This window comes from Megasphaera hominis, from assembly GCF_014269395.1.
Taxonomy (GTDB): domain Bacteria; phylum Bacillota; class Negativicutes; order Veillonellales; family Megasphaeraceae; genus Megasphaera; species Megasphaera hominis.
Window position 1 is genome coordinate 47,194 of sequence record NZ_JACOGK010000004.1, and the last position, 26,284, is coordinate 73,477.

General features: G+C 50.1%; 26 protein-coding genes, 1 pseudogene and 1 riboswitch. Of the genes and pseudogenes, 2 read left to right on the forward strand and 25 right to left on the reverse strand.

What is annotated here, in order from left to right; translation table 11 throughout:
- Positions 1–70: 70 nt before the first annotated feature.
- From H8J70_RS12560 to H8J70_RS02130, 7 genes and pseudogenes are all read right to left on the reverse strand, one after another.
- Positions 71–1,111, reverse strand: a complete 1,041-nt coding sequence (locus H8J70_RS12560) for a mechanosensitive ion channel family protein (RefSeq protein ID WP_186502131.1) — start codon at positions 1,109–1,111, stop codon at positions 71–73.
- 155 nt (positions 1,112–1,266) lie between these two features.
- On the reverse strand, positions 1,267–2,373 hold the full coding sequence (locus H8J70_RS02110) for an MBL fold metallo-hydrolase (protein ID WP_186502133.1): 1,107 nt from the start codon (positions 2,371–2,373) through the stop codon (positions 1,267–1,269).
- A gap of 73 nt (positions 2,374–2,446) precedes the next feature.
- Positions 2,447–3,280, reverse strand: a complete 834-nt coding sequence (locus H8J70_RS02115) for a pyridoxamine kinase (RefSeq protein WP_186502135.1) — start codon at positions 3,278–3,280, stop codon at positions 2,447–2,449.
- 194 nt (positions 3,281–3,474) lie between these two features.
- On the reverse strand, positions 3,475–4,641 hold the full coding sequence (locus H8J70_RS02120; protein WP_186502137.1) for an iron-containing alcohol dehydrogenase: 1,167 nt from the start codon (positions 4,639–4,641) through the stop codon (positions 3,475–3,477).
- Positions 4,642–4,838: 197 nt separating this feature from the next.
- Positions 4,839–5,099: pseudogene (locus H8J70_RS12450) on the reverse strand (SDR family oxidoreductase); the annotation flags it as partial.
- Between the two features lie 12 nt (positions 5,100–5,111).
- Positions 5,112–5,675, reverse strand: coding sequence for an SDR family NAD(P)-dependent oxidoreductase (locus tag H8J70_RS02125; RefSeq protein ID WP_222433547.1), 564 nt, complete (start codon positions 5,673–5,675; stop codon positions 5,112–5,114).
- A gap of 136 nt (positions 5,676–5,811) precedes the next feature.
- On the reverse strand, positions 5,812–6,696 hold the full coding sequence (locus tag H8J70_RS02130; protein ID WP_186502140.1) for a LysR family transcriptional regulator: 885 nt from the start codon (positions 6,694–6,696) through the stop codon (positions 5,812–5,814).
- A 689-nt stretch (positions 6,697–7,385) separates the two neighbouring features.
- Here H8J70_RS02130 and H8J70_RS02135 point away from each other — a divergent pair.
- Entirely contained in the window at positions 7,386–8,870 is a 1,485-nt protein-coding gene (locus H8J70_RS02135; protein WP_246415232.1) for an amino acid permease, read from the forward strand.
- A gap of 73 nt (positions 8,871–8,943) precedes the next feature.
- On the opposite strand, the gene H8J70_RS02140 is transcribed toward H8J70_RS02135, so the two are convergent.
- Positions 8,944–9,579 carry a flavodoxin family protein gene (locus H8J70_RS02140; RefSeq protein WP_186502142.1) on the reverse strand — a complete coding sequence of 212 codons (636 nt, stop codon included), beginning with the start codon at positions 9,577–9,579 and terminating at the stop codon, positions 8,944–8,946.
- Between the two features lie 338 nt (positions 9,580–9,917).
- On the opposite strand from H8J70_RS02140, the gene H8J70_RS02145 reads away from it, so the two are divergent.
- Positions 9,918–10,613, forward strand: a complete 696-nt coding sequence (locus tag H8J70_RS02145; protein WP_186502144.1) for a ferredoxin--NADP reductase — start codon at positions 9,918–9,920, stop codon at positions 10,611–10,613.
- Positions 10,614–10,719: 106 nt separating this feature from the next.
- Here the strand turns inward: H8J70_RS02145 and H8J70_RS02150 are convergent, their stop codons facing one another.
- The 17 genes from H8J70_RS02150 to H8J70_RS02230 all read right to left on the reverse strand — a co-directional run bounded on the left by H8J70_RS02150 (position 10,720) and on the right by H8J70_RS02230 (position 26,242).
- Positions 10,720–11,460 carry a YebC/PmpR family DNA-binding transcriptional regulator gene (locus H8J70_RS02150; RefSeq protein WP_186502146.1) on the reverse strand — a complete coding sequence of 247 codons (741 nt, stop codon included), beginning with the start codon at positions 11,458–11,460 and terminating at the stop codon, positions 10,720–10,722.
- A 16-nt stretch (positions 11,461–11,476) separates the two neighbouring features.
- Entirely contained in the window at positions 11,477–12,049 is a 573-nt protein-coding gene (locus H8J70_RS02155; protein ID WP_186502148.1) for an RNA methyltransferase, read from the reverse strand.
- Positions 12,046–12,783, reverse strand: coding sequence for a tRNA (guanosine(37)-N1)-methyltransferase TrmD (gene trmD / locus H8J70_RS02160; RefSeq protein ID WP_186502150.1), 738 nt, complete (start codon positions 12,781–12,783; stop codon positions 12,046–12,048). The genes H8J70_RS02155 and trmD overlap by 4 nt, the downstream gene beginning before the upstream one ends.
- A complete protein-coding gene (gene rimM / locus H8J70_RS02165; protein ID WP_186502153.1) occupies positions 12,780–13,283 on the reverse strand; it encodes a ribosome maturation factor RimM in 504 nt (167 codons plus the stop codon). Before rimM ends, trmD begins: the two co-directional genes overlap by 4 nt.
- A gap of 6 nt (positions 13,284–13,289) precedes the next feature.
- Positions 13,290–13,697 (reverse strand): YlqD family protein, encoded by a 408-nt coding sequence (locus H8J70_RS02170; RefSeq protein WP_186502155.1) that lies wholly within the window; start codon positions 13,695–13,697, stop codon positions 13,290–13,292.
- Positions 13,698–13,705: 8 nt separating this feature from the next.
- A complete protein-coding gene (locus H8J70_RS02175; protein WP_186502157.1) occupies positions 13,706–13,933 on the reverse strand; it encodes a KH domain-containing protein in 228 nt (75 codons plus the stop codon).
- Between the two features lie 15 nt (positions 13,934–13,948).
- Positions 13,949–14,215 (reverse strand): 30S ribosomal protein S16, encoded by a 267-nt coding sequence (gene rpsP / locus H8J70_RS02180; RefSeq protein WP_186502159.1) that lies wholly within the window; start codon positions 14,213–14,215, stop codon positions 13,949–13,951.
- Between the two features lie 47 nt (positions 14,216–14,262).
- Complete coding sequence (ffh, locus tag H8J70_RS02185; RefSeq protein ID WP_186502161.1) at positions 14,263–15,615, reverse strand: signal recognition particle protein; 1,353 nt, start codon at positions 15,613–15,615, stop codon at positions 14,263–14,265.
- A gap of 27 nt (positions 15,616–15,642) precedes the next feature.
- Entirely contained in the window at positions 15,643–15,963 is a 321-nt protein-coding gene (gene ylxM, locus H8J70_RS02190; protein WP_186502162.1) for a YlxM family DNA-binding protein, read from the reverse strand.
- A 183-nt stretch (positions 15,964–16,146) separates the two neighbouring features.
- Positions 16,147–17,322, reverse strand: coding sequence for a phosphoribosylaminoimidazolecarboxamide formyltransferase (locus H8J70_RS02195; protein WP_186502164.1), 1,176 nt, complete (start codon positions 17,320–17,322; stop codon positions 16,147–16,149).
- Between the two features lie 51 nt (positions 17,323–17,373).
- Positions 17,374–17,455, reverse strand: a riboswitch (ZMP/ZTP riboswitch).
- 124 nt (positions 17,456–17,579) lie between these two features.
- On the reverse strand, positions 17,580–18,806 hold the full coding sequence (gene dnaJ / locus H8J70_RS02200) for a molecular chaperone DnaJ (protein ID WP_186502166.1): 1,227 nt from the start codon (positions 18,804–18,806) through the stop codon (positions 17,580–17,582).
- 23 nt (positions 18,807–18,829) lie between these two features.
- Positions 18,830–20,692, reverse strand: coding sequence for a molecular chaperone DnaK (gene dnaK / locus H8J70_RS02205; protein ID WP_186502179.1), 1,863 nt, complete (start codon positions 20,690–20,692; stop codon positions 18,830–18,832).
- Between the two features lie 36 nt (positions 20,693–20,728).
- The gene (gene grpE / locus H8J70_RS02210) at positions 20,729–21,301 is read right to left on the reverse strand and encodes a nucleotide exchange factor GrpE (protein ID WP_186502181.1); all 573 of its coding nucleotides are present in this window, start codon (positions 21,299–21,301) and stop codon (positions 20,729–20,731) included.
- A gap of 14 nt (positions 21,302–21,315) precedes the next feature.
- Positions 21,316–22,356: a heat-inducible transcriptional repressor HrcA gene (gene hrcA, locus H8J70_RS02215; RefSeq protein WP_186502183.1), complete on the reverse strand. Its 1,041-nt coding sequence runs from the start codon at positions 22,354–22,356 to the stop codon at positions 21,316–21,318.
- 295 nt (positions 22,357–22,651) lie between these two features.
- Positions 22,652–23,434, reverse strand: a complete 783-nt coding sequence (locus H8J70_RS02220; RefSeq protein WP_186502185.1) for an enoyl-CoA hydratase-related protein — start codon at positions 23,432–23,434, stop codon at positions 22,652–22,654.
- A 35-nt stretch (positions 23,435–23,469) separates the two neighbouring features.
- On the reverse strand, positions 23,470–24,327 hold the full coding sequence (locus tag H8J70_RS02225) for a 3-hydroxybutyryl-CoA dehydrogenase (protein ID WP_186502187.1): 858 nt from the start codon (positions 24,325–24,327) through the stop codon (positions 23,470–23,472).
- A gap of 388 nt (positions 24,328–24,715) precedes the next feature.
- Entirely contained in the window at positions 24,716–26,242 is a 1,527-nt protein-coding gene (locus tag H8J70_RS02230; RefSeq protein ID WP_186502189.1) for an FGGY-family carbohydrate kinase, read from the reverse strand.
- Positions 26,243–26,284: the final 42 nt, after the last annotated feature.

Consider the following 26,284-nt stretch of genomic DNA (forward strand, 5'->3'; position numbering starts at 1 on the left):
CGGGCCAAGTGTAACGAAGCCGGGCTGGCGTACTATGTCCTGCGCATAGTACGCCAGCCCGGCTTATTTCTTAGTCTTTCCTAATTAGGAGCTGTATATTTTCCTTTTGATAGACCGTAAAGATTTCTTTGATGAATTCGTGCCTGAGGACGGCTTCATCGACGATGTTGCGGATCCGCAGGACTACGTTGAAGGTAATGCCGTAATCACCCATGGTATCGAAGCGGACCAACGGTTCAAAGCCTGTGACGCCGCTTTCACTGCTTTCGAGGATGTCCCGGGCTACGCGCAGCGTCACGTCTTCGACGTGCTGCAGGTCGTTGTCGTACGTAATAGTCAGGGGAATGGAAATGGTGCATTCGGCCAAGGGCTGTTCGTAGTTGGTAAGTGTGGCTGAGGCGATGCTTTTATTCGGCACGATGACCATATTTCCTGTACCGGTACGAATGGTAGTGTTGCGCCAGTTCATGTCCGTTACGCGGCCGGATTCGCCGGAGGCGAGGCGGATATAGTCGCCCATGTGCACCTGCCGGGACAGGAGTGTCGTAATACCTGAAAAGAGGTTGGCCAGTGTATCTTGCAGGGCCAGGGCCGACGCCAGGCTGCCTGCACCGAGAGCCGTCAGGAGCGGCGAAATGGAAATGCCGTAGGAACCGAGGATGATGATGAGGCCTACCATGTAGACACCTAAGTCGACGATAGTCGTCAAGATGGATGTCGTGGCCGATTCATTGCCGCTCTTCATGAGTTTGCTTTTCAGGTAGCTTGACAGGAGGTGGGCAAAGAAGAAGGTCACCGTAATGATGACGACGCTGTGATAATGGCGCTCTAAGATATTTTGCACGAAATCGGGCAAATTGAGTATACCCTTCGTCAGCTGAATGCCCAGGAGTATCCCAAGGAGAGTCGGCATGAAGCGGAACGTATTGCGCCAGCTTTCCCGGCGTACTGGCGTAACGCGGCACAACAGCTCGATGAGGCCGCGGAAGACCCAATGCAAAATAAAAATACCGATGCCGATAAACAGAAAAAAGGCCAGCATGTGCACGTGCGGGCCGCCATGTTCTATTTCTCTGCTCATCATATTATAAACCGAAACAAACCAATCCATTCTCTTCTCCCCCAAGGGTCCTAAAAGACCGCAAAAAATAGACGGGCAGCATGCAAACGGCATGCTGCCCTTGTTTTTGAACGTATTCTATATTAGCTGTTTCGAAGAAAAAAAGCAAGAAAAAGAGATGAAATGACACGAAAATGCAACAATTACTACCGCATTTGTTCCCACCAGTGCGTAAAGGTCTGCTGTGTATCACCGATGCGTACGACCTGGCCGATTTCCGGCGTGGCTAAATAATAGTCTTTTCCGGCTGAAGCAGCGACGATGCGTTTGTACGGTTCGTCCCAGTCGTGCATAGACAAGGGGTACTTGCCGTTGTGGCAGGGTACAACTTCGCGGGCCCGGAGATCGACGGCGGTCTGGGCTGTTTCTTCGGGCATCATGTGGACAGAGGCCCAATTTTCGTTGTACTGGCCGTCTTCAAGGAGAGCCAGGTCAAAGCCGCCAAACTGGTCGCCTATACGCTTGAAGCGGCCGTCATAACCGCCATCGCCGCTATAAAATACCTTACGGTCCGGCGTAATGAAGGCAAAGCTGGCGTACAGGGTTTGGTTGCGGTGCAGCATGCGTCCTGAGAAGTGACGGGCCGGCAAGACCCAGACAGTCAGGTCGTCGTCGATTTTGACTGGCGTATTCCAGTCTTCTTCAGCGATCTTAGACAAGGGGTAGCCCCATTTTTCATAGTAGCCGCCGTTGCCCAGGCCTGTGACGACATGCTTGACTTTAGGCTCAATGGCACGAACGAAGTCATAATCCAAGTGATCCCAATGATCGTGAGACAGGACCATAACGTCGATGTCGTCCGGTATATCGTCAGGACCATAGACGTTGCTGCCGTCAAAGGCTTTGTCTACGAAGGGCACTGGTGACGCATACGTAGCGGCAATGGGATCGATGAGGATTTTCTTACCGTGCAGTTGCATATAAAAGGACGAGTGGCCCAGCCAGACGACGACGTCCTGCTGCGGGTCCAGTGCTTTGAGATCCGTTTTTTCCGCAACCATAGGCACGGCAGGAATGGTCTTGCCCGGCGTAGGAAAGAGAAATTCTTTCCAGAAGGACCACGACGGTGTTACAGGCGTGTGCGGCGTCTCCGGCACGAACTGGCCGTTCACATAGTGTGGTGACGCTTCAATGCAGGCCTTGCGCTCAGGCGTCATGAGCGGATCCATCTGCGGCAGCGAGACGAACCAATACGCACCGGCGCCAATGACGGCAATGATAGCGGCGAGCCATTTGAGTACAGTAACAAACATAGTGTATCTTCCCCCCATACGTAAAACTTCCACGGGAGAAGAGCCTCTCGTGGAAGTAGGAATCGCTAAGAAATCAGAGTTTTAGCAGTGCCGGCAGCTTATCTTCCAGCTGAATACCCTGACGCGGGTCGATACCCGAATCGAGAGTAGCCTGAATGACTTCGCTTAGGAAATCGGCGGCAATGTGCGTGCTTTCTGCCAGGGCTTTGCCCTTGAGTACGCAGCCCGTAATGACGCTCGTAAAGATATCGCCTGTGCCACAGGTACCAAAGGGAATACGCGGTACAGCGTAGATCTGGAAATCGTCTTCGCCGGCACTCTGGCTGACGACCTGGATTTCATTGGCTGCACCCGGTACAGAGGTGATGATGATCTGTTTTGGCCCCAACGCCAGAAGCTTGCGGCAGAGCGTTTCCAATTCATCCCTCGTTGGCGCCGTTTCACGCCACGGTGTATCCGTCAAGAGGCAGGCCTCTGTGTAGTTCGGTGTTATAAGACCGGCAACGGCGACGAGTTTCTTCATTTCTTCTACCATGGACTGGTCGAATACGGCATAGAGCTGGCCGTCATCGGCCATGGCCGGATCGACGATAACCAGCTGGCCGTCTTTAGCAAAGCGCGTAACGGCTTCACGGACGACAGCGGTCTGGGCAGCGTTAGCCAGGAAGCCACTGTAAATCGCGTCGAAATGGAGATTTAATTTTTCCCATTTGTCCATCATATCGGCCATGAAGGGTGTCAAGTCGTTAGAAACGAATTCCCCGTAGGTCAGGTTGTTGCTAAAAAGGGCTGTCGGGAACGGACAGACCTGGGAGCCTAAGGCAGAAATTACAGGAATGGCTGCGGTCAAGGAACAGCGGCCAAAGGAACAAAGATCATGAATTGCCAATACGCGTTTTATCGTCACGGAAACCATCTCCTAACTCACATTATCTTCTTTTTGTTCTTTTATTATACAACGTAAGAATAGAAAATAGAACACCAAATTTATCTATTTTCTACGATTTATACGCTTTCACCATATTCGCATATAAAAACTCCCTATAGCCTTTCGAGTATGCGAACAGCCACAGGGAGTCTTTTCACCTATATGGTCACAGCTTAACGGTACGATGCCTGATAAATGTGAATAATATCCTCATCAGAAAGTTCTGCCGGATCGAAGAGGAACAAGGGGCCCATACTGTCACGGGCATTCTTGGCCATCTTAGGGAATTCGTCAGGCGTAATGCCATAGTCGCTCATCTTGAGGTCCGCTACGCCGCACGCTTCCTGCATAGCCTTGAGAGCTGTCAGGAAATCTTCCGGTTTATTGGCATCGATGACGCCCATGGCCCGGGCCATATCGATGAAGCGGTCGTCGCAGGCGTGTTTTTCGATAAAGGTGGCGAAATAGGCCAGGGAGAGCATGATCAAGCCGGCGCCATGGGGCAATTCCTGGTGGTACGCCGAAAGGGCGTGTTCCAGGCTGTGTTCGCTCGTGCAGGTGCTGACGTCCATGGAGTAGCCGCCCAGCGTATTGGCAAAGGCTACCTGTGTACGCGCGTCGAGGTTGCTGCCATCGGCGACGGCAATGGGCAGGTAGTGGGCCAGCTTCTTAATGGCCGTCAATTCTACCATTTCACCGGCTTCGTTACAGCCCTTGGAAATGTAACCTTCAGCATTATGGAAGAAGGCATCGAAGCCCTGGAAGGCCGTGAATTTGGGCGGTACCGTCAGCATCAGTTCCGGATCGACAATGGCCAAAACAGGCATTTTGCCAAAGAAGGCCGTCTTTTCATTGGTCACAGGGTTGGTCACGACGCCGCCGGCGTCGACTTCACTGCCCGTGCCGGCACTGGTCGTGATGGCAATAAAGGGCAGGGCCGGTTCGGTCTGCGGTTTCTTGCCGCCTGAGCCCATGGCAACGTAATCCCAGACGCGGCCACCTTTCTGGGGAATCATAGAAGCGATGACCTTGGCCGAGTCCATGACGGAGCCGCCGCCTAAACCGATGACAAAATCGCACTGGTTCTGCTGGCCAAATTCTACGCCTTCCTGGATGGTCGGTTCCAGCGGATTGGCCTGAATTTTATTGAAAATGACGTGGTCTACGCCCCACTGCTGTAATTCGCCGAGCAGCTTATCCAGGCTGCCATTGGTCTTGACGGATTTACCGTTGGAAATGACAATGAGCGCTTTCTTGCCTGGTGCGGCTTCTTTATGCAACGTGCCCAGTTTGCCCGGGCCAAATAATACCTTCGTCGGAATATTCCAAGTGTAACTCATAGTACTTGCCTCACTTTCTATAAAAAGGAAAGATTCTTTTGAATGACCTGCTTACTACATTTCAATATTTCACATAGTATTGGTTATTCTTCTCATAGTATAGCAAAATTGCCTTAGTCCTGCAATGTTTCCCGCGTAGTTGCGCCCATGCCAAAAGGCCTCTCCGCTAAACCGGAAAGGCCTTTACTTTTTTTTGCTTATTTTGTTTCCGGCTGCAAGGGGCCATAGTAAAAGGATGCTGTGGCACCGCCGTCAACTAAAAAGGTCGAACCGGTAATGAAGCCGGCCCGTTCGCTCATGACGAGTTCTGCCACATCGGCTACTTCGTCAGCCGTACCGGGACGGCCGGCCGGGCATTTTGCGAACATGTTCTTGTAAAAATCGCCGCGAATACCGTTGAATTCGTCCAATGCCAAGGGCGTGACGATGATCCCCGGTGCAATGGCGTTAATACGGGCTCCCCGCCTTCCTCAGCGGACTGCTTCGTACATGACGCGTTTTTCATTACACCGCTTCGCCAGCTGATACGCATGGAGCGTGTCACGGATCTGTGACGTTTGCAAGAGCGGTAATTGGAGCAATTCTTCTGCCGGGGTCATAGCTAAGGCCCGGTCTTCTGCTGCCGTGAGAGCAGGCATACGATGGCCGGACTGGCTGGAAATGATAACCCCGGCACCACCGGGAGCTATGACCTGGCCTGCTTCTTCAAGAAGCACGGCCGTACCGTACAGATCAACTTTTAAAATGGTTTCTATCGATGCCTGGGACGGCGAAACGCCGGCACCGTTGATCAGCCCTGTAATGGGCCCGTAGGACTGTCCTTTTTCAATAAAGGCCCGAATATCGTTACGGGACGACACATCAAGCGTCGCCGGTTCCGCATCAAAGCCAGCCTGCTGCAACAGTGTGGCTGCCGCTTCGGCATGGTCCTTTTTCAGGTCACCGATGAGGATTTTTTTGCCTGTCCCCAGGCGTCTTGTAATAGCCAGAGAAATCTGGCCGGCACCGACAACCAGCATGATTTTCTTATCCATATACTATACCGCCTTTCTGTTTCCCAATCAGCCAGGCTCCGTATACTGCGCAGTATCTTTCATGCCTGTACCTATATTGTATAGGAGATACGGCGACGAATCAATTCCAATTTCGGTGCTATACAATTAGGGATTCTTATTTCCCAAGTTTTTCTTCAAACATAGCGACGAAGTCAGCAATGTATTCTTCTGTCTGTTCATTATTCCAGAAGGCATAATAATCGCGCGTTACCTGTTTGCCATCCTTCATGAGCGGCAAGAGCTGGATGCCGCTGTTGTCAGCGTTGACGGGCTGACGGCATTCGGACAGATAGTAGCCCCGGTTGGACAAGACGAAGAGCTGTGCTTCTTCTAAGTTGGCTGCCTGGACAAAATCGCCCTGGACGCCGAAATAGTCGCGATAAAAGGCTTCATCATCGGACTGCTGGGCCGGCGTCGTAATGATGATGCACGGCGTATTTTTCAGATCGTCCATCGTAATATCTGACAATTGGCCCAAATAGCTTGTTTCCGGTAATTCTACGTAGACCTTTTCCTGGATGAGGAACTGGTTGACATATTTATCAGCAGGCTGACGGCGCAGGTCATTAAAGACCAGATCGGCTTTGCCTTCCCGTAAAAGGTTGTATAAGTCATCATGTGTACCGCTTACGAGGTAGAGCGGCAAATGCGGATATTTCTGACGAAATTCCGGGATGATCTGCTGCAATTCCGTGCCGTGATATTGGCGCGGATAGCCTACGGTAAATACCTGTTTAATGCCCTGGTCGAGCAATTTCGTTTCTTCGCACAGGCGGTCGAAATCGTGGATCAGGATGAGGCTCTTGCGGTAGAAATGTTCACCTGCCGGCGTAAGAGAAAATTTTCGTCTGTCACGGTTGAGTAATTTGACGCCCAGTTCCCGTTCCAGCGCCTGAATCTGCTGTGATACGGCAGATTGGGAAATGTTGCATTCTTCTGCAGCTTCAGTAAAGTTGCGGCAGCGCACGACTGCCTGAAAGTATCGCATTTGTTTAATCATGTTTTTTACCCTTCATACTCTCTCTCTAATTACATTAAAAAACTATGGATGCCCTATTCAATCGGGTGAATAGGAAAAAGGATATATTTCACAAATGCCCTTTTGTATTCTTCCATAGTTTACCTTTATACTCATAAATTATTTTATCGTTTATGTTAACAAAATGTCAAGAGTTTCAAGATAAGGTTTATACATCTTTTAAGTTTCAAGTCTTATTTTCCATTTTGGCTCTTTTCTGTCACATCCTTTGTGTTATTCATTTTTTACTTGATTTTTTTAGTTTTTTATATATACCGAAAAGAAATATATACGTGATTCCCAGTAGCGTAGCAGCCATAGAGAAGACTGGCTGCCAGAGAAAAAGTAATACGAAAGAAGCCATTAGCCTGAACGATGCGGAAAAACCGGCTTCCTTTCTATCTTTTTATTTTACACCTAAATTGTCTCTTGTATATACAGAAAAGCCTATTTATCGCATATTTTCGCTATTTGAATATGCACTTTAGTCATTTCTAATTTGCGTTTAATAATAAATTAAATAGTCGTCTTTTCATTAATAACTTTTGAACTTTACATGTTTTATGATAAAAACAAAATATTTTTCATGAAATATCTTTACAAATTAATAAATGCGTGTATAATCTACAGTTGTTACGGATGTACAAAACTTATTCGAGGGGGAATGTCTTATGAGGAAGAATATCTTCCGCACCAAAAGTATCAACGAGTTCATTTTAGAAACCAAGAAGGACGGCGGTATGAACCGCGTTCTCGGAACCTTTGGCCTGACAATGCTGGGGATTGGGGCCATCGTAGGGACAGGGATCTTCGTTCTGACAGGGGTGGCAGCTGCGAATTATTCCGGTCCTGCACTGATTATTTCTTTCATTATTGCTGCTATCGCCTGTGGCTGTGCGGCTCTCTGTTATGCCGAATTCGCTGCTATGGTGCCCGTTGCCGGCAGTGCCTACACGTATGGCTATGTAGCCCTGGGGGAATTCTGGGCTTGGGTCATCGGCTGGGATTTGATTCTGGAGTACGCCTTCGCCGTGTCGGCTGTGGCCATTGGCTGGTCCGGCTATTTTAACAATATCCTTATGAATCTGGGTATTACACTGCCTCAGGCCCTGACTATGGCCCCCTATGACGGCGGTCTCGTCAATCTGCCGGCTATTGCCATTTTGGCGCTTATAGCCTTTATCAACATTCATGGTGTACAGCAGAGCGCTACTGTCAACAACATCATCGTCGGCATCAAATTGGCCGTTGTTGCCTTATTCCTGGCCTTGGGCGTGAGCCACGTAGAAACAACCAACTGGGTTCCCTTTATGCCCTTTGGCTGGTCTGGTGTCTTTGCCGGTGCTTCGATCATCTTCTTTGCCTACATTGGCTTTGATGCCGTTTCAACAGCAGCTGAAGAAGTAAAAAATCCGCAGCGTGATTTGCCCCGCGGCATTATTCTTTCTCTCATTATCTGCACGGTTCTTTACATCGCCGTTTCTGCTGTCCTCACCGGCATGGTACCGTATCTTGAATTCAAGACAACAGCCGCTCCGGTTGCCTTTGCCCTGCAGAGCGTCGGCTACCACTGGGGTGCCGCAGCCATTTCTGTCGGCGCCATTTGCGGTCTTTCTTCGGTACTCCTGGTCATGAGCTTTGGCCAGAGCCGTATACTCTTCGTTATGTCCCGTGATGGTCTCTTGCCGAAATTCTTCGGTCACGTCCATCCGAAATATAAGACGCCGGCCCGCAGCTCCCTGCTGGTCTTCATCATTACGGCCGTCACAGCAGGCTTCCTGCCCATCAATATCGTTGCCGAAATGACCAACATCGGTACGCTTTGTGCCTTCATCATCGTCTCTGCCGCAGTTATCGTCTTGCGCAAAAAAGCTCCGAACCAGGTCCGTGCCTTCAAGTGCCCCCTCGTTCCGGTCATTCCGGCCTTAGCTATTCTCTTCTGTGGCGTCCTCATTTACATGCTGCCCTTAGTCACACAGATCCGTTTCGTCGTCTGGCTCGTCCTGGGCTTTGCCATTTACTACTTCTACGGCTACAATCACAGTATCTTAACGACACTGCGCCGCAGTACCGTACCGCTTGAAGATGGCGCTGTTCCCGTAGCTACGGCAGAAACCGTACAGGACAAAGGTCATATCATCGATATCCATCATTAATCACATATCCCTAACTAACGAAAAGACCGCCTGCACATACGCCGCAGGCGGTCTTTTCGCATAGATTTAATTTTTATTGGCTTAACCGGGCTGCCATGGCTTTGACGGCTGCCATATCTTTAGGAAATTGAAATTCCTGGTGTTCCTTTTTTTCCGTTTCGCTGAAGGAAGCCATGTTGAACTTGCTGTAGTCTTCTACTTGCAGCGTATTGCACGCCGCATAGATAGAGACCGTCCCTTTGAGGTAGCGGAAGAGGTCTTCTGTCCGTTTGAATTGTTCCTTGTAGGTTTTTTCGTAGTATTCATAGGGAGCATTCATGGTGTAAATGAGGCCGACATTGATTTTCTTGTCTACATAGGACGAATAGTCGTCATACGAGAAGGAACAGAAAATAAGCCGTTCTACGAGGGCCCGGAACTGGGCTGTCGGTTCACCGAAATAAATAGGCGTACCGATGATGACGGCGTCAGCGGCGAAGATGGAATCGATGAGCGGCGAAAAGCCATCGGGCCAGAAACAATGACAGCGGCGGCCGTCCTTTTTCTTACAGGCCAGACAGCTGCGACAGCCTGTCCCCTTGACGTCATAGAGATCGACGTATTCCGTTTCTGCTCCGGCTTCGCAGGCGCCCGCTTCGGCAGCCTTCAGCAAATGGGCTGTATTCCATTTTTTACGGGGACTGGCATTGATGAGTATCGTTTTTTTCATGGTGATTACCTCCTGTATATGTTTGGTCAATTGCTTTGTCATACTTTGCGTTTAGGTTCTGCAGAGACTTGCAGGTCCGCTTGCCTCGCAGGGAATGCTTTTTATATTATTATACGTCATATTTTGTTATACGGAAACTGCAATTGCACAAAATAATACTAAGAAATAACTAACACAAAGTAAGAATTTGTGTTATTATATAACTAAGAAGTGGGAAAAGTGAAAAGCCGTGCTTCAGCGTGCGCGTGTGAAGTACGTGAGGGGCTTTCGCTTCACCCCATTTTCCGTCCAACAGATATTATCTCTCAACGTATTATACTACAAGGAGGTTCTTTGCTATGGATTTTGCTAAGACGAAAATTACCAAAATTGTTCAGGAAACGAGTGACACATACAGCTTTATTCTCGACGTTCCCGCAGGCTTTACATGGGTAGCCGGCCAGCACGTACTTTGGAAATTACCGGGTTTCGAACTGGCTGAAGAAGATCGTGATACGCGTGTATTTACGATTGCATCGGCTCCGGAAGATGGCTATCTCATGTTTACAACGCGTATTGCCGACCCGCATACGAGCTTCAAGGAAGTATTGCTTCACAAAATCAAGGTAGGAGATCCCATGGAAGTTGCCAAACCGATGGGCACGTTTGCTTTTGATACGGACCATTACAAGAAGACCGTTGTCCTGGCCGGTGGTATTGGGATTACGCCGATTCGTGCTCTCCTACGTCATTATATGGAAGCTCCCGTTGCGGACCATAAATTGACGGTTCTCTATTCGGATGACCGCGGCGAATTCGCCTATAAGGATTTCTGGGAAGAAATGAAAGCCAAGGTTCCGGCCATCGATTTGCAGCTCATTTCTATTCGCGACAAATTCATGAGCGGTACGGATGATTATGCCAAGGCTAACGGCAATGAAGCAGAATATCTGGTTGCCGGTTCGCCAGGCATGAACAAAGCCTTCACGGAACGTCTGGAAGGCTTAGGTGTCAAAGCCGAAAACATCAAGACCGACGTTTTCATGGGCTACTAAGTACATAACGTGTGAGGGTGCGCCGCGGCGTACCCTCTTTTCTTTTGCCACGTAAAAACAGCGCTTTTGCAGAACTGTCTGCAAAAGCGCTGTTTTATGTAAGGAATTAGTCTTCCGGCATATCTTCCGGGAATTCACCGTTGTGATATACGTCCTGTACGTCATCGATATCTTCGAGGGCGTCGATCAGATTTTCCAGCTTCTTGCCATCTTCTACACTGAGAGCGATGGTGTTGTCCGGAACCATAGTGATCTGGGCGTGTTCCGTTGCGATATTGTTGTCGGCCAAGGCTTTTTCTACGTCATCAAACACGTCCGGCGTCGTGATGATTTCGAATTCTTCATCACCGGTCTTGACGTCGTCAGCACCGGCATCGAGGGCTACTTCAAAGAGCTGTTCTTCTGTAGCGTTGTCTTTGCTGACAATAAAGATACCCTGGTTTTTGAACATCCACGATACGCAGCCTGTTTCACCGAGGTTGCCGCCGTGTTTGCTGAATTCATGACGTACGGCAGCTGCTGCACGGTTGCGGTTATCCGTAAGGACGTTAGCCGTAACGGCAACGCCTGCCGGGCCGTAGCCTTCGTACGTGATTTCTTCGTAGTTCTGGCCTTCCGAAGCGCCTGCGCCCTTCTGGATAGCCCGTTTGATATTATCTTTCGGAATGTTGTTTTCCTTTGCTTTCTGCAGTGCGAGCTTCAAGCGCATATTGCCTGTCGGGTCAGCGCCGCCCATGCGTACGGCAATAGTGATTTCACGGGAAATCTTCGTCGTGATCTTGCCGCGGATGGCGTCGTTTTTGCCTTTTTTGCGCTTAATGTTCGCCCATTTGGAATGTCCGGACATGGTATTTCCTCCTCCGTTATTGCCACCAGGCTTCGCCGGCCAGGCGGTCCAGGATGATCGCCGCTGCCGAGCGGACCGAAAGGTGGTTATATTCCCCGGCTCCGTAAATCGGTTCCAGGATATAATCGAATTTTTCCATTGTTTCTTTAGTCATGCCATAGCCTGTGCCGAGCAGCAACAGGATGGGCGTAGCCTCGGTCTCCCGTTTGGCGCGCAGGTCCTTGTAGGAAATAGTATTCGCATAGGTCCGCGCGTCTGTCGTGACGACGTAAGGGCGCTTGCCTTCGCTCTCCGTGACAGCTGCCACAGCCGCTTCAATGGAAGGGCGGATGTCCAGAATATCAAAGGCTTCTGTACGGTAGGCGTTGTAATTCTTACCGACAGGACTATGCCAGAACCCGGTGATCTTGCGGACCATATCGAGCTGGCCTTCGATGTGATGGATGATGAAGTATTTCTTCACGCCATACGTCTTGGCCGAGCGGGAAATGTCGTGCAAGTCATAGTTGGTAATGGCCGTAGCAATGACATTAAAATTTTTATCGTAAATCGGGTAATGCACCAACCCTACATAGAGTGATGATTTCATAATTCCAGTTCCTTTTTCAGTCTGGCCAGGATTTCCCGGTCCTTTGCCGACAGCTGGCTGTGCGCGAGGAGATCGGGCCGCAGCTGCAGCGTCCGGGCCAGTGCCTGGGTACGGCGCCAGGTGGCAATTTTTGCGTGGTCACCGTTGCGCAGGACCGGCGGCACATCGTGGCCGCGAAAACTGGCTGGTTTGGTATACTGCGGATATTCGAGGAGGGACGCATAGAACGAGTCTTCTACGGCACTGCCTGCTGAGCCGAGTACACCGGGCAGCATACGGGCTACGGCATCGGTAATAGCCATAGCGGGTATTTCGCCGCCTGTGAGGACGTAGTCGCCGACGGAAATGGTTTCGTCAGCCAGATATTTTTCGACGCGATAATCGACACCTTCGTAATGTCCGCATAACAAAATGAGCTGGTCATACTCTGCCAGCTCACGGGCCTTGACCTGATTGAAGGTAGAGCCGGCCGGTCCCATGAGGATTACCCGTCGTTTGGGAACATCTCTGCGCACTGTTTCCACAGCGGCATAGAGCGGACCGGCTTTCATCAGCATGCCACAGCCGCCGCCGTAGACCGTATCATCGGCCATACGGTGCCGGTCGTAGACAAAGCTCCGCGGGCTGGTAACATCCAGTTCGAGGAGCCCTGCTGCACGGGCGCGGCCAATAATGCTGTGCTGATAAAAAGCTTCTATAAATTCAGGAAATAAGGAAATTATATCGATTCTCATTCGTCTACCCATTCTGGCGGATCTACCACCATTTTCTTCGCGTCTATGTCAATAGAGCGAACGACGTCGGGGATGGCAGCAAACAGGAGCTCTTTGCCTGTATCGTCTTTGACGACATAGACATCGTTACTGCCTGTTTTAAGGACATCAGACACTTTGCCCAGGACCTGGCCGTCCAAATCATAGACGGTTATGCCGATGATATCAAAGACATAGTACTGTCCTTTTTTGAGCGGTACGAGCTCTTCGCGCGGTACTTGAATCAATTTCTTGACCAAGGCTTCCGATGCGTTGCGGTCGTCGACGCCGGCAAATTTCATGAGTACTACGTTTTTGTGCAAACGTACGTCTGTCACTTCATATTTTTTGCCATCAATATAGGCGTGTTTCATGTGCAGAAACCGCTTGGGGAAATCTGTTTCCGGATAAATACGAACATCACCCCGCACGCCGTGCGGGGCAACTATTTGACCTATGGTAAAAAGCTCCATGTCTTTCATCGTATGTTACTGGCGGAAGGCAACGATCTTGTCATCTTCCAGCAAGATTTCCATGCCCATAAGCTTGCCCAAATCATCGCCGATTTTGACGGTAACGGCTTGGTCAAGAGTTCCCTGTCTGATTTCAGAACCGATTTCCAGTGCTTCGGCTGCTTCGCGGTCGCTCTGGGCCTTCGCTTTGGCAGCGGCAAGGCGCTGCTTCTGTTCTTCTACCTGAGCGCGCAACGAAATGAGGCCCTGTGCGTCGATTTTGGCCTGTTCGGTCATCATGCGCTTAGCCTGGAATTCCAGATTCTGAGCTTCACGATCGATATCGCTCAATGCCTGGTCAGTATTTCTGATGATTTTGTCTTTCAGTGCCTGCGTAACCTTCGATTTTACAACCACGGGGACACGCAATGTAATCTGATCCATGCTTCCTCCTATACGATATCCACTGATACTTTTTTATTAGCTTTCACAGCAGCGGCCTTGACGACAAGACGCAAAGCCTTGGCAATCTTACCTTGTTTGCCAATGACCTTGCCCATGTCTTCCGGTGCTACGTGAAGCTGATAGACTTCGAGGCCTTTCTTCTGAATCTTGGTAACAGTAACCGCTTCCGGACACTTTACCAATGCCCGTGCAATACAAGCAATTAATTCTTCCATAGTATCCAGCCTCACTTACTTTTTGGATGCTTCAAACTGAGCCATGATGCCAGCTTTTTTGAAGAGAGAACGAATCGTTTCGGTCGGCTGTGCACCTTTACCGAGCCAAGCCAAAGCTGCTTCTGTGTCTACAGAGAGGCTTTCGATGCCCTTAGCGGGATCGTACTGGCCAAGCGTAGCAACAGGACGGCCGTTGTTACGAGCGTTGTGAGAATCAGCAACTACTACGCGGTAAACCGGTTTCTTCTTTGCACCTAAACGTGCTAAACGAATTTTAATCATTGAGTTTCACCTCCTTGTGTTAGTATACACGGCTCGTGACGAGCCCCTTAGAAAGGCAGACGCGGCAGGAAGCCCCGTCGTTTGTTACCCTGCATTTTCTTCGCCTGTTTCATCATCTTCTGCATATCCGTAAACTGCTTAAGCAGGCGGTTGACATCCTGCACGCGCGTACCACTGCCTTTGGCAATGCGGCGCTTGCGGCTGTCCTTAATCAGCATTTTCGGATTGGAGCTGGCGCGTTCCTGCGCCGTCATGGACTGAATAATGGCTTCAATGTGTTTGAACTCCCGGCCGTCCATGTCTATTTTATCTATTTCCTTCTTGTACTTGCCAATGCCCGGGATGAGGCTGACCAGACTGCTCATATTGCCCATTTTCTTGACCATATTGAGCTGGGAAAGGAAATCGTCGAAGGTAAAGGAATTACTCTTCATGGCCCGTTTCATTTCGGCCATCGATTCTTCATCGAAGGCTTCCTGGGCCCGTTCGATAATCGTTTCGACGTCGCCTAAATCGAGGATACGCGACGCGTAGCGATTGGGGTGAAATTCTTCGAGACCGTCGAGCTTTTCGCTGACGCCGATGAATTTGATCGGCTTGCCTGTGACGGCCTTGATAGAAAGGGCCGCACCGCCGCGGGCGTCACCGTCGAGCTTGGTCATGATAATGCCGTCAATGCCGAGAGCTTCGTTGAAAGCCGTTGCGGCCGTAACAGCGTCCTGGCCGGTCATGGCGTCGACGACTAAGAGAATTTCGTGTGGTTTGACGCTCTGCTTGATATGAACCAGTTCATCCATGAGTGTTTCATTGATATGGAGACGGCCTGCCGTATCGATGATGACGACATCCTTCAAGTGGCTGAGCGCGTACGGCACAGCGTGCTGGGAAATGGCAACGGGATCCTGGCTGCCTTCTTCTGTGTAGACGGGCACGTCCAAATCCTTGCCGAGCACCTGCAGCTGTGTAATAGCAGCCGGCCGGTATACGTCGGCTGCGACCAGCATGGGGTTCTTGCCCTGCTGTTTCAGCTTTTTGGCCAGCTTGGCTGCCGTCGTCGTTTTACCGGCGCCTTGCAGACCAACGAGCATGATGATCGTCGGCGGGTTGCTCGCCATGGCAATACGGCTTTGCGTACCGCCCAGGAGCTCCGTCAATTCATCGCGGACGATCTTGATGACCGTCTGGGATGCGTTCAGGCTGCCGAAGACTTCTTCGCCTACAGCCTTTTCGCGGACGCGCTTGATAAAATCCTTGGCGACGGCAAAGTTGACATCCGCTTCCAGGAGGGCGCGGCGCATCTCTTTCAGCGCTTGGTTTACATCTTCTTCTGTCAGTTTGCCTTTGCCGCGCAGCTTTTTAAAGGCTGCCTGAAATCGTTCGGAAAGACTTTCGAATGCCATGAGGAAGCCTCCTTTGTCATGACGAAATTACAACTCTATACGTTCCAGTGTTTCCCTGGCCTTAGCTGTTTCTCCTGTATCGAGAAGGCTTACGGCCTGGTCGATACGGGCCCGCACGCTATCAAAGCGCGTGAGCAACTGCAGCCGTGTTTCATAGCTTTCCAGTGCTTTTGAAGCTCTATTGAGCATGTCGTAGGCACCTTGCCGGGAAATCTGCAGTTCTTCACCGATTTCGCTGAGGCTGAGATCGAGATTGAAATACATATCCAGGCAGCGGCGCTGCCGTTCAGTCAGGAGCGGTCCGTATATATCGAGGAGCCGGCCCTTGCGTACTACGTCTTCAATCATGGTTTCACCACCTCGTGCAAACTCGTACTGTGATAGTATACCCTATGAGGAAAACGCTGTCAAGTACTTCTACTTGTCAGTTCGGAAATTTCTGCTTATTTTTGTATGTACGCGCAAAAAAGAAGGACTGTGCCACCGGTGGTTCCAGGGCGCAGTCCTTCTCTTCAGTACATATTATGCGTATTAGTGATGGAACAGGCGGACATGTGTCATGGCCATGGTAATGCCATACTTGTCACATGTTTCGATGACATTATCGTCACGGATGGAACCGCCGGCTTGGGCGATAAAGTCTACGCCACTGCGGTGAGCCCGTTCGATATTGTCGCCAAAGGGGAAGAAGGCATCGCTGCCGAGAGCTACGCCGTGCAGCTGGGCAATCCAGGCTTTCTTTTCTTCCCGTGTAAGCGGTGCCGGCTGCTCTGTAAAGAGGTCCTGCCAAACGCCATCGGCCAGGACGTCTTCGTAGTCGTCGGAGATGTAGACGTCAATCGCGTTGTCGCGGTTCGGACGGCGTACGTCGTCGCGGAAAGGCAAGGCCAATACCTTCGGGTTCTGGCGGAGCCACCAGACATCGGCTTTGTTGCCGGCCAGGCGCGTGCAGTGTACGCGCGACTGCTGGCCTGCGCCTACGCCAATGGTCATGCCGTCTTTTACGTAGCATACAGAGTTAGACTGTGTATATTTGAGGGTAATCAGGGCAATCATGAGATCCCGCTTGGCTGCAGCGGTCATATTCTTGTTCTGCGTCGGAATTTCATTAAAGAGGTCCGTCGTAATCTTTACGTTATTGCGGTCCTGTTCGAAGGTAACGCCGAAGACTTCCTTCGTTTCCGATACCTGCGGTACGTAATCGGGATTGATCTGGAGTACGCAGTAGTTCCCTTTTTTCTTCGTCTTCAGAATGGCCAGGGCTTCCGCTGTGTACCCCGGTGCAATGACGCCGTCCGATACTTCGCGCTTGAGGAGCGTTGCCGTCGGTACGTCGCATACGTCGGAAAGGGCGACAAAATCGCCGTACGAGCTCATCCGGTCGGCACCACGGGCGCAGGCATAGGCCGTAGCCAAGGGGGATAATTCCAAATCGTCGACCCAGTAAATGCGTTTCAGCGTATCGCTCATTTCGTTAGCTACGGCAGCACCGGCCGGGCTGACGTGTTTAAAGGATGCTGCTGCAGGCAGCTTGGTTGCTTCTTTCAGTTCCTTTACGAGCTGATAGCTGTTCAAGGCATCGAGCAGGTTGATGTAGCCCGGACGGCCGTTGAGCACCGTAAAGGGCAATTCACTGCCATCTTTCATATATACGCGGGCCGAAGCCTGATTGGGATTGCAGCCATATTTTAATTGCAGTTCTTTCATGATTAATCCTCCCATATTGTCCCTAATAAACAAAAATACCGACACTTCCGGACTCTTTGCCCAGACGGTCGGCTCTACATCGGCATGCTCCCTGTGGTTTCTGCTCCACTCTCCGTCAGTCACATGCTTCGTATTTATTATACAAAGTAAAATACCCTTGTGTCAACGGTTTCCCCCGTCGTTCCGTAGAAAGGATGCTTTTGGGCATACAAAAAGCCAGGCTGCATCCTTTAGGGAATACAGCCTGGCTGTGTATGTTATGTGCGGTTGACGAGTGCTTCCGGGCGTTGCATGCGGCGGATGACATCTAAGACTTTTTTCTTGATCTTGTCTACGATGCTTTCGTCTTTAGTCTCCCCCACCCAGTCTTCACCGCTGGCTTTAGCAAATTCTTTAAGCAGCTCTTTCTGCTTGGCATTCATGCGTTTTGGCGTGTTGATGTTGACCTGTACGTGGTGATCACCGCGCCGGCCGCTGCTGCCGAGAATTTGTACGCCATGTCCTTTGATGCGGAAGACCGTACCGGTTTGCGTACCTGCCGGGATTTTCAGATCTACCTTGCCGTCCAGCGTATCGACGCGGATGGTGCAGCCCAGTGCTGCCTGGGCAAAGCTGATGGTCTGGCGCGATACGATGTCGTTGCCCTGGCGCGTAAAGTTCGGATCTTCGCGTACGAAGATATAGACGTACAGGTCGCCGTAGCCACCGCCACGAACCCCTGCTTCGCCTTCACCGGCTACGCGCAGCCGCGAGCCGTTATCGACGCCGCCAGGAATCTTGATCTGCAATTTCTTGCGTACATTGACCTTGCCTTCGCCATGGCATTTCTTACATTTTTCGTGAATCACCTTGCCTGTACCGCCGCAGTGGGAGCACGTACGGACATTGACCATCTGGCCAAAGGGCGTATTTTGTACGACCCGCTGCTGGCCTGTGCCGTGGCAGACAGGGCAAGTATCTACCTTGCTGCCCGGTTCGGCGCCTTCGCCGTGGCAGTGATCACAGATTTCATCTTTGGGTACTTGGATTTCCATTTCCGTCCCAAAAGCAGCCTGTTTGAAAGAAATGTCTACGTCGAAACGGAGGTCTGCCCCCCGTTCCGGACCGTTAGACTGACGGCTGCCCTGGCCACCGAAGAAGGAATCAAAGATATCGCCAAAACCGCCAAAGCCACCTTGGCTAAAGCCGCCCTGGCCGAAACCGCCAAAGCCGCCGAAACCACCAAAGCCCTGGCCGGCACCGGAAGCGTTGCCGTTCTGGAAGGCATCCATGCCGAACTGGTCGTACTGGGCGCGCTTGTTCTTATCAGACAAGACGCTGTAGGCTTCGTTGATTTCCTTGAACTTTTCTTCTGCAGCCTTAGGGTTGTCCCGGTTTTTATCAGGATGGTACTTTATAGCCAATTTACGGAAGGCTTTCTTAATATCCGCTTCGCTGGCATCTTTGGGAACGCCAAGTACTTCATAATAATCTCTTTTGCTCATATGGGCAGCCCCTCTTTATCTACTTACTTCTGGTCGTCGTCGACTACTTTGTAGTCAGCGTCAACTACTTTTTCATCACTCTGGCCACTCTGCTGTGCGCCTGCCTGCTGCTGTGCACCGGCCTGTTGCTGGGCACCAGCCTGCTGCTGTGCGTCAGCCTGCTTGTACATTTCGCTGGTCAGGTCGTAGAGCGGTTTCGTCAATGCTTCCGATGCAGCTTTGATTTTTTCTACATCGTCAGTCTTTACAGCTTCTTTCAGGTCGGCAATCTTCGATTTGATTTCCGAAACCTTCGACGCATCGGCTTTGTCACCGAGGTCTTTAATCGTCTTTTCGGCCTGATAAATCAGGGAATCGGCGTTGTTCTTGGCTTCGATGCCTTCTTTACGTTTCTTATCTTCTGCTTCGTGAGCAGCGGCTTCTTTGACCATGCGGTCGATTTCGCTCTTGTCGAGGCCCGACGAGGATTTGATGGTAATCTTCTGTTCCTTGCCAGTGCCGAGGTCTTTTGCCGTTACGTTAACGATACCGTTGGCATCGATGTTGAAGGTAACTTCGATACGAGGTACGCCACGGGGAGCAGCCGGAATACCGGTCAGTTCGAAACGGCCCAGTGTCTTGTTGTCAGCAGCCATTTCACGTTCGCCCTGGAGGACGTGTACGTCAACGGACGGCTGGTTATCGACAGCGGTGGAGAATACCTGGCTGCCAGAAGTCGGGATCGTCGTGTTGCGGTCGATGATCTTTGTGAAGACGCCGCCCAAGGTTTCAATGCCGAGGGAAAGCGGTGTAACATCGAGGAGCAATACGTCTTTGACATCGCCTACGAGGACGCCGGCCTGGATAGCAGCACCAACGGCTACACATTCATCAGGGTTGACGCCTTTGCTCGGTTCTTTGCCCAGGATCTGTTTGATAGCTTCCTGAACAGCCGGGATACGGCTGGAACCGCCGACGAGGATGATTTTATCGATTTCGTTGATGGAGAGACCGGAGTCAGCAATAGCTTTACGGGTCGGTTCCATCGTAGCCTGTACGAGGCTTTCTGTGAGTTCGTTGAATTTAGCACGGGTCAGCGTGAGGTCCAAGTGTTTCGGGCCTGTAGCATCGGCTGTGATGAACGGCAGGTTGATGTTTGTGGAAAGAACTGTCGAAAGTTCGATCTTAGCTTTTTCAGCAGCTTCCTTGAGGCGCTGTTCAGCCATCTTATCCTGCGAGAGGTCGATACCGGTCTGGGATTTGAATTCGGAAACCATCCAGTTCATGACAGCGTTATCGAAATCATCGCCGCCCAGGTGAGTGTTACCGTTTGTAGCTTTTACTTCGAAGACGCCATCGCCCAGTTCGAGGATGGATACATCGAATGTACCGCCACCAAGGTCGAAGACGAGAATCTTGCCGTCGCCGCCTTTATCGAGGCCATATGCCAGGGCTGCAGCTGTCGGTTCGTTGACGATACGGAGAACGTCGAGACCGGCAATTTTACCGGCATCCTTTGTAGCCTGACGCTGGCTGTCGTTGAAGTAAGCCGGTACGGTAATAACGGCCTGGGTTACTTTTTCACCCAAATAGCTTTCTGCGTCTTCTTTCAGTTTCTGCAGAATCATAGCGGAAATTTCCTGCGGTGTGTATTTCTTGTCGCCGATCGTTACGGTGTAATTTTCGCCCATGTGACGTTTAATGGAAGCGATGGTGTTTTCCGGGTTGGAAACAGCCTGACGTTTAGCCAGCTGGCCTACGAGGCGTTCGCCTGTTTTCGAAAAACCGACAACGGACGGTGTGAGACGGGAGCCTTCCGTGTTCGTAATTACTGTCGGTTCGCCGCCTTCCATAACAGCGACTACCGAGTTTGTTGTACCTAAGTCAATACCTATAACCTTAGCCATAGTAAAATTCCTCCAATCCTATACTTTCTACGATGTTTAACCGTTAAATGCAACTTTTACCATTGCCGGACGCAAGGTCTTGTCGCCCAGCAAGTACCCTTCCTGCAGGACTTCTACGACCATATCATTGTCGAATTCTTCACTTTCTACGCGCATGACGGCTTGGTGATAATTCGGGTCGAACGGTTTGCCTACAGCATCAATTTTCGTAACACCTTCTTTTTCCAGAACGCCCATGAGTTGTTTGTAGATCATGTCGTACCCGTCTACAAAGGACTTCATTTCGTCTGTCATGGCATCTTGCGGGGCCTGTAAGGCCCGTTCGAAGTTGTCAATGACGGGCAGGATATTCTGGAGTACTTCCATTTTTACGACTTCAGAAATCTGCAGCTTTTCACCGGCTGTCCGTTTCTTGAAATTCGAGAAATCGGCCTGAAGCCGCAGGTAGCGGTTTTTCATTTCCTCTACTTTAGCTTCTGCATCGGAGGCAGCCTTTGCTTCAGCTGCTTCGTCCGTTTCTTCTGCCGGCGTTTCTTCTGCTATTACTTCATCAGCGGCCTGCGTCGTTTCCTCTGCAGCCGTTGCCGTCGTCTTTTCTTCTTCACTCATTGCCTGCATCCCTCCTATTTATCGTCGTGGTAATGTTCCAGGATATTTGTTACATGCTGCTTCATAAAGTCCAGAAGGCTGATGATTTTCGCATATTCCATACGCGTCGGGCCTAATACGGCGATCTTACCGAGGACCATATCGTTGGCTGTGAACGTGGCTTCGATGATGCTGCAATCGTTGATGGGCGAAAGCTTGGTTTCTTCACCAATGCGTACCGTTACAGGACGGTTACCCTTTTCGCCTTCGTCATGCAGCAGGTTAGCGACTACATCCTGCTCTTCCAGCATGGTAAATAAGCTTTTGGCTTTATCTACATCCTTGAATTCCGGCTTGTTAAGAAGCTCCATCGTGCCGCCTTTATACAACTGTTGTTTCTTCCGAAACGCCTTATGCAAGGAACGGAATGCCGTCCGGTATAAGTCGAGGTCGTCTACAACAGTTCCCCGGAATTTTTCCAGAACGTCCATGTTGATCTCCGATAAGGGCACTCCTGCAAGGCAGCGTGTTAATTTTTCAGCTACGACGTTCAGGTCATCTACATCTACGCCATCCGGTTTCGCATAAATACAGTTTTCGATTTGTCCTGTATCTGTGACGACGATCATGATCGCCCGGCGGTGATCTAAGGGCAGAAAGCGTATATACTTCAATTTTGAACTCGTTTGCTGAGACGTCATGACCAGCGTGACATTGTGCGTAATCCGTGCCAGGCCTTGTGCCGTGGACTGGAATATTTGATCGACATCGCTCATCTTGTCTTCAAACCAGGCTTCTACGAACCGCTTTTCATCGCTCGTAATCTTTGCCGGCTGCAGGAGACAGTCTACGTAAAAACGATAGCCTTTGATGGAAGGAATCCGTCCGGCCGACGTATGCGGCTGTTCGAGATAGCCCATCATTTCAAGATCAAACATTTCATTACGGATCGTCGCTGCACTGACACCTAAATCATATTTACGCGCAATCGTTCTGGATCCGACAGGTTCGGCAGATGTGATGTAATCCTGAATGATAGCTTGCAGTATTTTCTGTTTTCTTTCATCCAAATCCATACGTCTCACCTCTATGCCGTTTAGCATTAGCACTCTTTTTATTTGAGTGCTAATAACTATATAAAAGATAGCATGATTAAAGCCATTTGTCAATGGAAAAAGGTAAATTAGTCAAAAAGTCAAAGAAAAATTTTCGATTTTGTCTTTTCTTCTTTTTTTCCGGACTGGCTTTTTCTATATACATATATATGTACTTTTTCTTAATACACAAAAAGGACGGCGGCATATGCATGCCGCCGTACCCAATTAAGGAGAAATCCCTATGACTAGGAATCACAGTGAAATGAGGTAAACCTTATTTACCTGTAAATTCAGGTTTACGTTTTTCCATGAAGGCTTTCATGCCTTCCTTCTGGTCAGCCGTTGCGAAGCAAAGGCCAAAGACGTTGCTTTCGAAAGCAAGGCCCGTAATGATATCTGCATTGATACCGTTGTTGATAGCTTTTTTAGCGATCTGAACGGCTACAGGTCCCTGAGCCATGATCTTCTTAGCAGCTTTAATAGCAGCCGGCATCAATTCAGCCTGCGGAACAACTTTGTTGACGAGGCCAATACGCAAGGCTTCATCAGCTTTAATGTTCTTGGAGCTGTAAATGATTTCTTTAGCCATGCCAAGACCAACGAGGCGGGCTAAACGCTGTGTGCCGCCGAAGCCCGGGATAATACCGAGGCCTACTTCAGGCTGGCCAAAGATAGCGTTTTCGGAGCAATACCGGAAATCAGCAGCCATGGAGATTTCGCAGCCGCCGCCCAGAGCGAAGCCGTTTACTGCAGCGATAACAGGCTGCGGTAATTTTTCGATTTTCGTAATGACGCCTGCGCCATAAGCAGCCCATTTGCCGCTTTCAGCCGGGCCATAGTCAGCCATTTCTTTAATATCAGCACCGGCTACGAAGGATTTTTCACCAGCACCGGTAATGATAACAACCTGGATGTCTTTGCTTTCAGCAATGTAGTCAACCGCTTTTTCGATATCTTCTACAGTTGCTTTATTGAGAGCGTTCAAAGCCTTCGGGCGATTGATCGTTAAGGTAGCAATACCGTCTTCTACTTTGAAAATGATGTTTTCGAATTCCATATGATGTGACCTCCTTAAATATGCTTGTCAGCCTATTATTTGTTGTAGTCGTAGAAGCCTTTACCAGTCTTCATGCCGAGGTAGCCAGCTGCAACATATTTACGGAGAAGCGGGCACGGACGATATTTAGGATCGCCATAACCTTCATAAAGAACGTCCATAACGTGGAGAACAACATCGTTACCGATGAGGTCGCACAGAGCCAAAGGTCCCATTGGATGATTGTAACCGAGTTTGCAAACTGCGTCGATACCTTCTCTTGTAGCTACGCCTTCCATCAAAGCATAGATAGCTTCGTTCAGCATAGGAACAACGATACGGTTAGCAGCGAAGCCCGGGAAGTCAGCAACTTCAACAGGTTCTTTGCCCAATTCTTTAGCAGCGTCGACAACCGTCTTAACGGTTTCGTCGGAAGTAGCCAGGCCTTTGATAACTTCGATCAGTTTCATAACAGGGGCCGGGTTGAAGAAATGCATGCCGATAACTTTGTCCGGACGGTTTGTAGCTGTAGCAATTTTCGTGATCGGCAAGGAAGATGTGTTGGAAGCGAGAATCGTGTTAGCCGGGCATTTTTCGTCGAGGTTTTTGAAGATCTGGCTCTTGATCTTGTAGTCTTCGATAGCTGCTTCAACAACCAGTTCTACGTCTTTCATGTTTTCTTCCGTAATTTCTACGATGCCTTCGAAATGGCCAAGGATTTCAGCTTTCTGGTCTTCCGTGATTTTGCCTTTGGAAACTTTTTTCGTCAGCTGTTTGTCGATTTTTTTCATGCCGCCGTCGATGAATTCTTGTTTGATATCGTTAAGAACTACATCTACGCCGTGTTCAGCGAATACTTGAGCAATACCGGAACCCATTGTGCCTGCACCAATAACCATTACTTTTTTGAACATGTGAAACTCCTCCTTTTATTAGCGTGATTTTTTTCACTTTTGTGATCAAAAAAAAATCACATTTGACAATAATTAAGATGCACTGCTTACATTCATAGTATAACACGTTTGCAAAAAAAGTCCACTAAAAAATAGATATATTTTATAAATTTCTGTGCGTCTATATGCAGAAAATGCATTATTTATGCTTTTTATTTACTTATATATCGATGTTTATGACTTAATGTAATGATTATTTCTACTCTATGATGATTCCGTATATTCTGTTAGGCCGTCCGGGTAGCTTGTACTATTTATAACGTTTTATACCATTTTAGAATGAAAATAAATAGGAACTGGTTATATTATACCAGTTCCTATTTGTGAATTTGTGCACATTCACGAACTCTTACATCGTTTCCGTGCTATTCAGAGCCGCTAATATATGACGGCGTTTTTCATATTGCTTGCGGTATAAGGTCGTCAGTTCTGCATGGGGTTCATAGCTGTCTTTGACGGCCAGACGCTGCTGCAGGACAGCCTTCAAATTCGTAATATCGCCTACGGCCCGGGCGGCGACGAGGCAGTTCGTCGGCACGGCACCGCCGGCTACCTGCAGTGTCTGGACGTGTGTCGAAAGCATATCGGCCTTGATCTGGTTCCACAGAGCATCGCGGCTGCCCCCTTCAGTAACTGTGAGCTGATTGAGGTCGATGCCGGCTGCGCGGTAGCGGTCCGTTACTTCCATGTAGTCGTAGCCGATACCTTCGAGGACGCAGCGCCAGAGAGCGCCTTGATCCGAATCGAGGGTCAAGCCTGTAAAGGTACCGCGTACGTGCGGGAATTCGCCGTTGCCTCCGGTCAGGTACGGAATAAACATAGCACCTTCACAGCCGGCAGGATGACGGCTGGCGAGACGGTCCATTTCACCGTAATACGTATCGTCCGTTTCCTTGCGGGCAATACTGTCTTTAAACCAGCGCAGGGCCAGGCCGCCTGTGCGTACCATGCCCCAGTAGAAATACGTATCCGGCAGGGTACCGGAATTGAAGATGAGCCCCGTCCCAGGTGATGACAGTTCCGGAATGATGCCGTCCGTAGCGACGCAGAACATAGCACACGTACCGGCTACGTCGACGGCGCGGCCGGCTTCTAAGATGCCGCTGCCCATCATGGATTCCATCGTGTCGCCGGCTCCGGCACAAATGGGAATGCCTGCCGGGAAGCCCGTTTCGGCCGCATCAGCCGCACAGAGCGTACCAATGATATCCCACGGCTTGACGACGCGGGGCAAGTACTTCCTATCGAGGCCCAGGATTTCCAGCTGCTTAGGTGACCACTCTTTGGTGACCACGTTGTAACCCAGGCCCCAGCCCGACAAGGTGCCCCAGTCGATGAAGGCATCGGCCCCGGAAAGACCGGCCAGGTGCATGAGGATGTACGGGCAGTTGTGGACGAACTTGACGCCTTTTTCCTTCACTTCAGGTATATTCTTCAGGAACCAGCGGGCAAACATGGCTGGAAACATGACGTTTGGTTCGGCATTACCCGTTTCTTCACCCCAAATAGCCAGGTGCTGCGCTTTCAGCGCTTCTACGTCGTCAGCTGTACGGCTATCGAGGTAATTAATATACGGTGTAATGGCGTTGCCGTCAGCATCGACGCAGGCAATGCCGCAAATGATGCCGTCACCCATGATGGCCCGTACGCCACGTACGTCCAGATTCTTAGCGGCCATCTGGCAGCTGCATTCACGCATGCACTGCTTGATAAGCTGGTAATATTCGCCTACGTCCATTTGTACCCAGCCAGGCTGGGGATAGTTGAGCGCCGTCTGGGCTGTCGCCATGGCGACTTCCTGCATCTGGTCGTCGTAGACGGCAACCTTTACGCTTTGTGTGCCGGCATCAAAGCCGAGATAATATCTTTTTTCCAATTTTGCGCCTTCTTTCTCTAATAAAAAAAGACTGGCATCGCC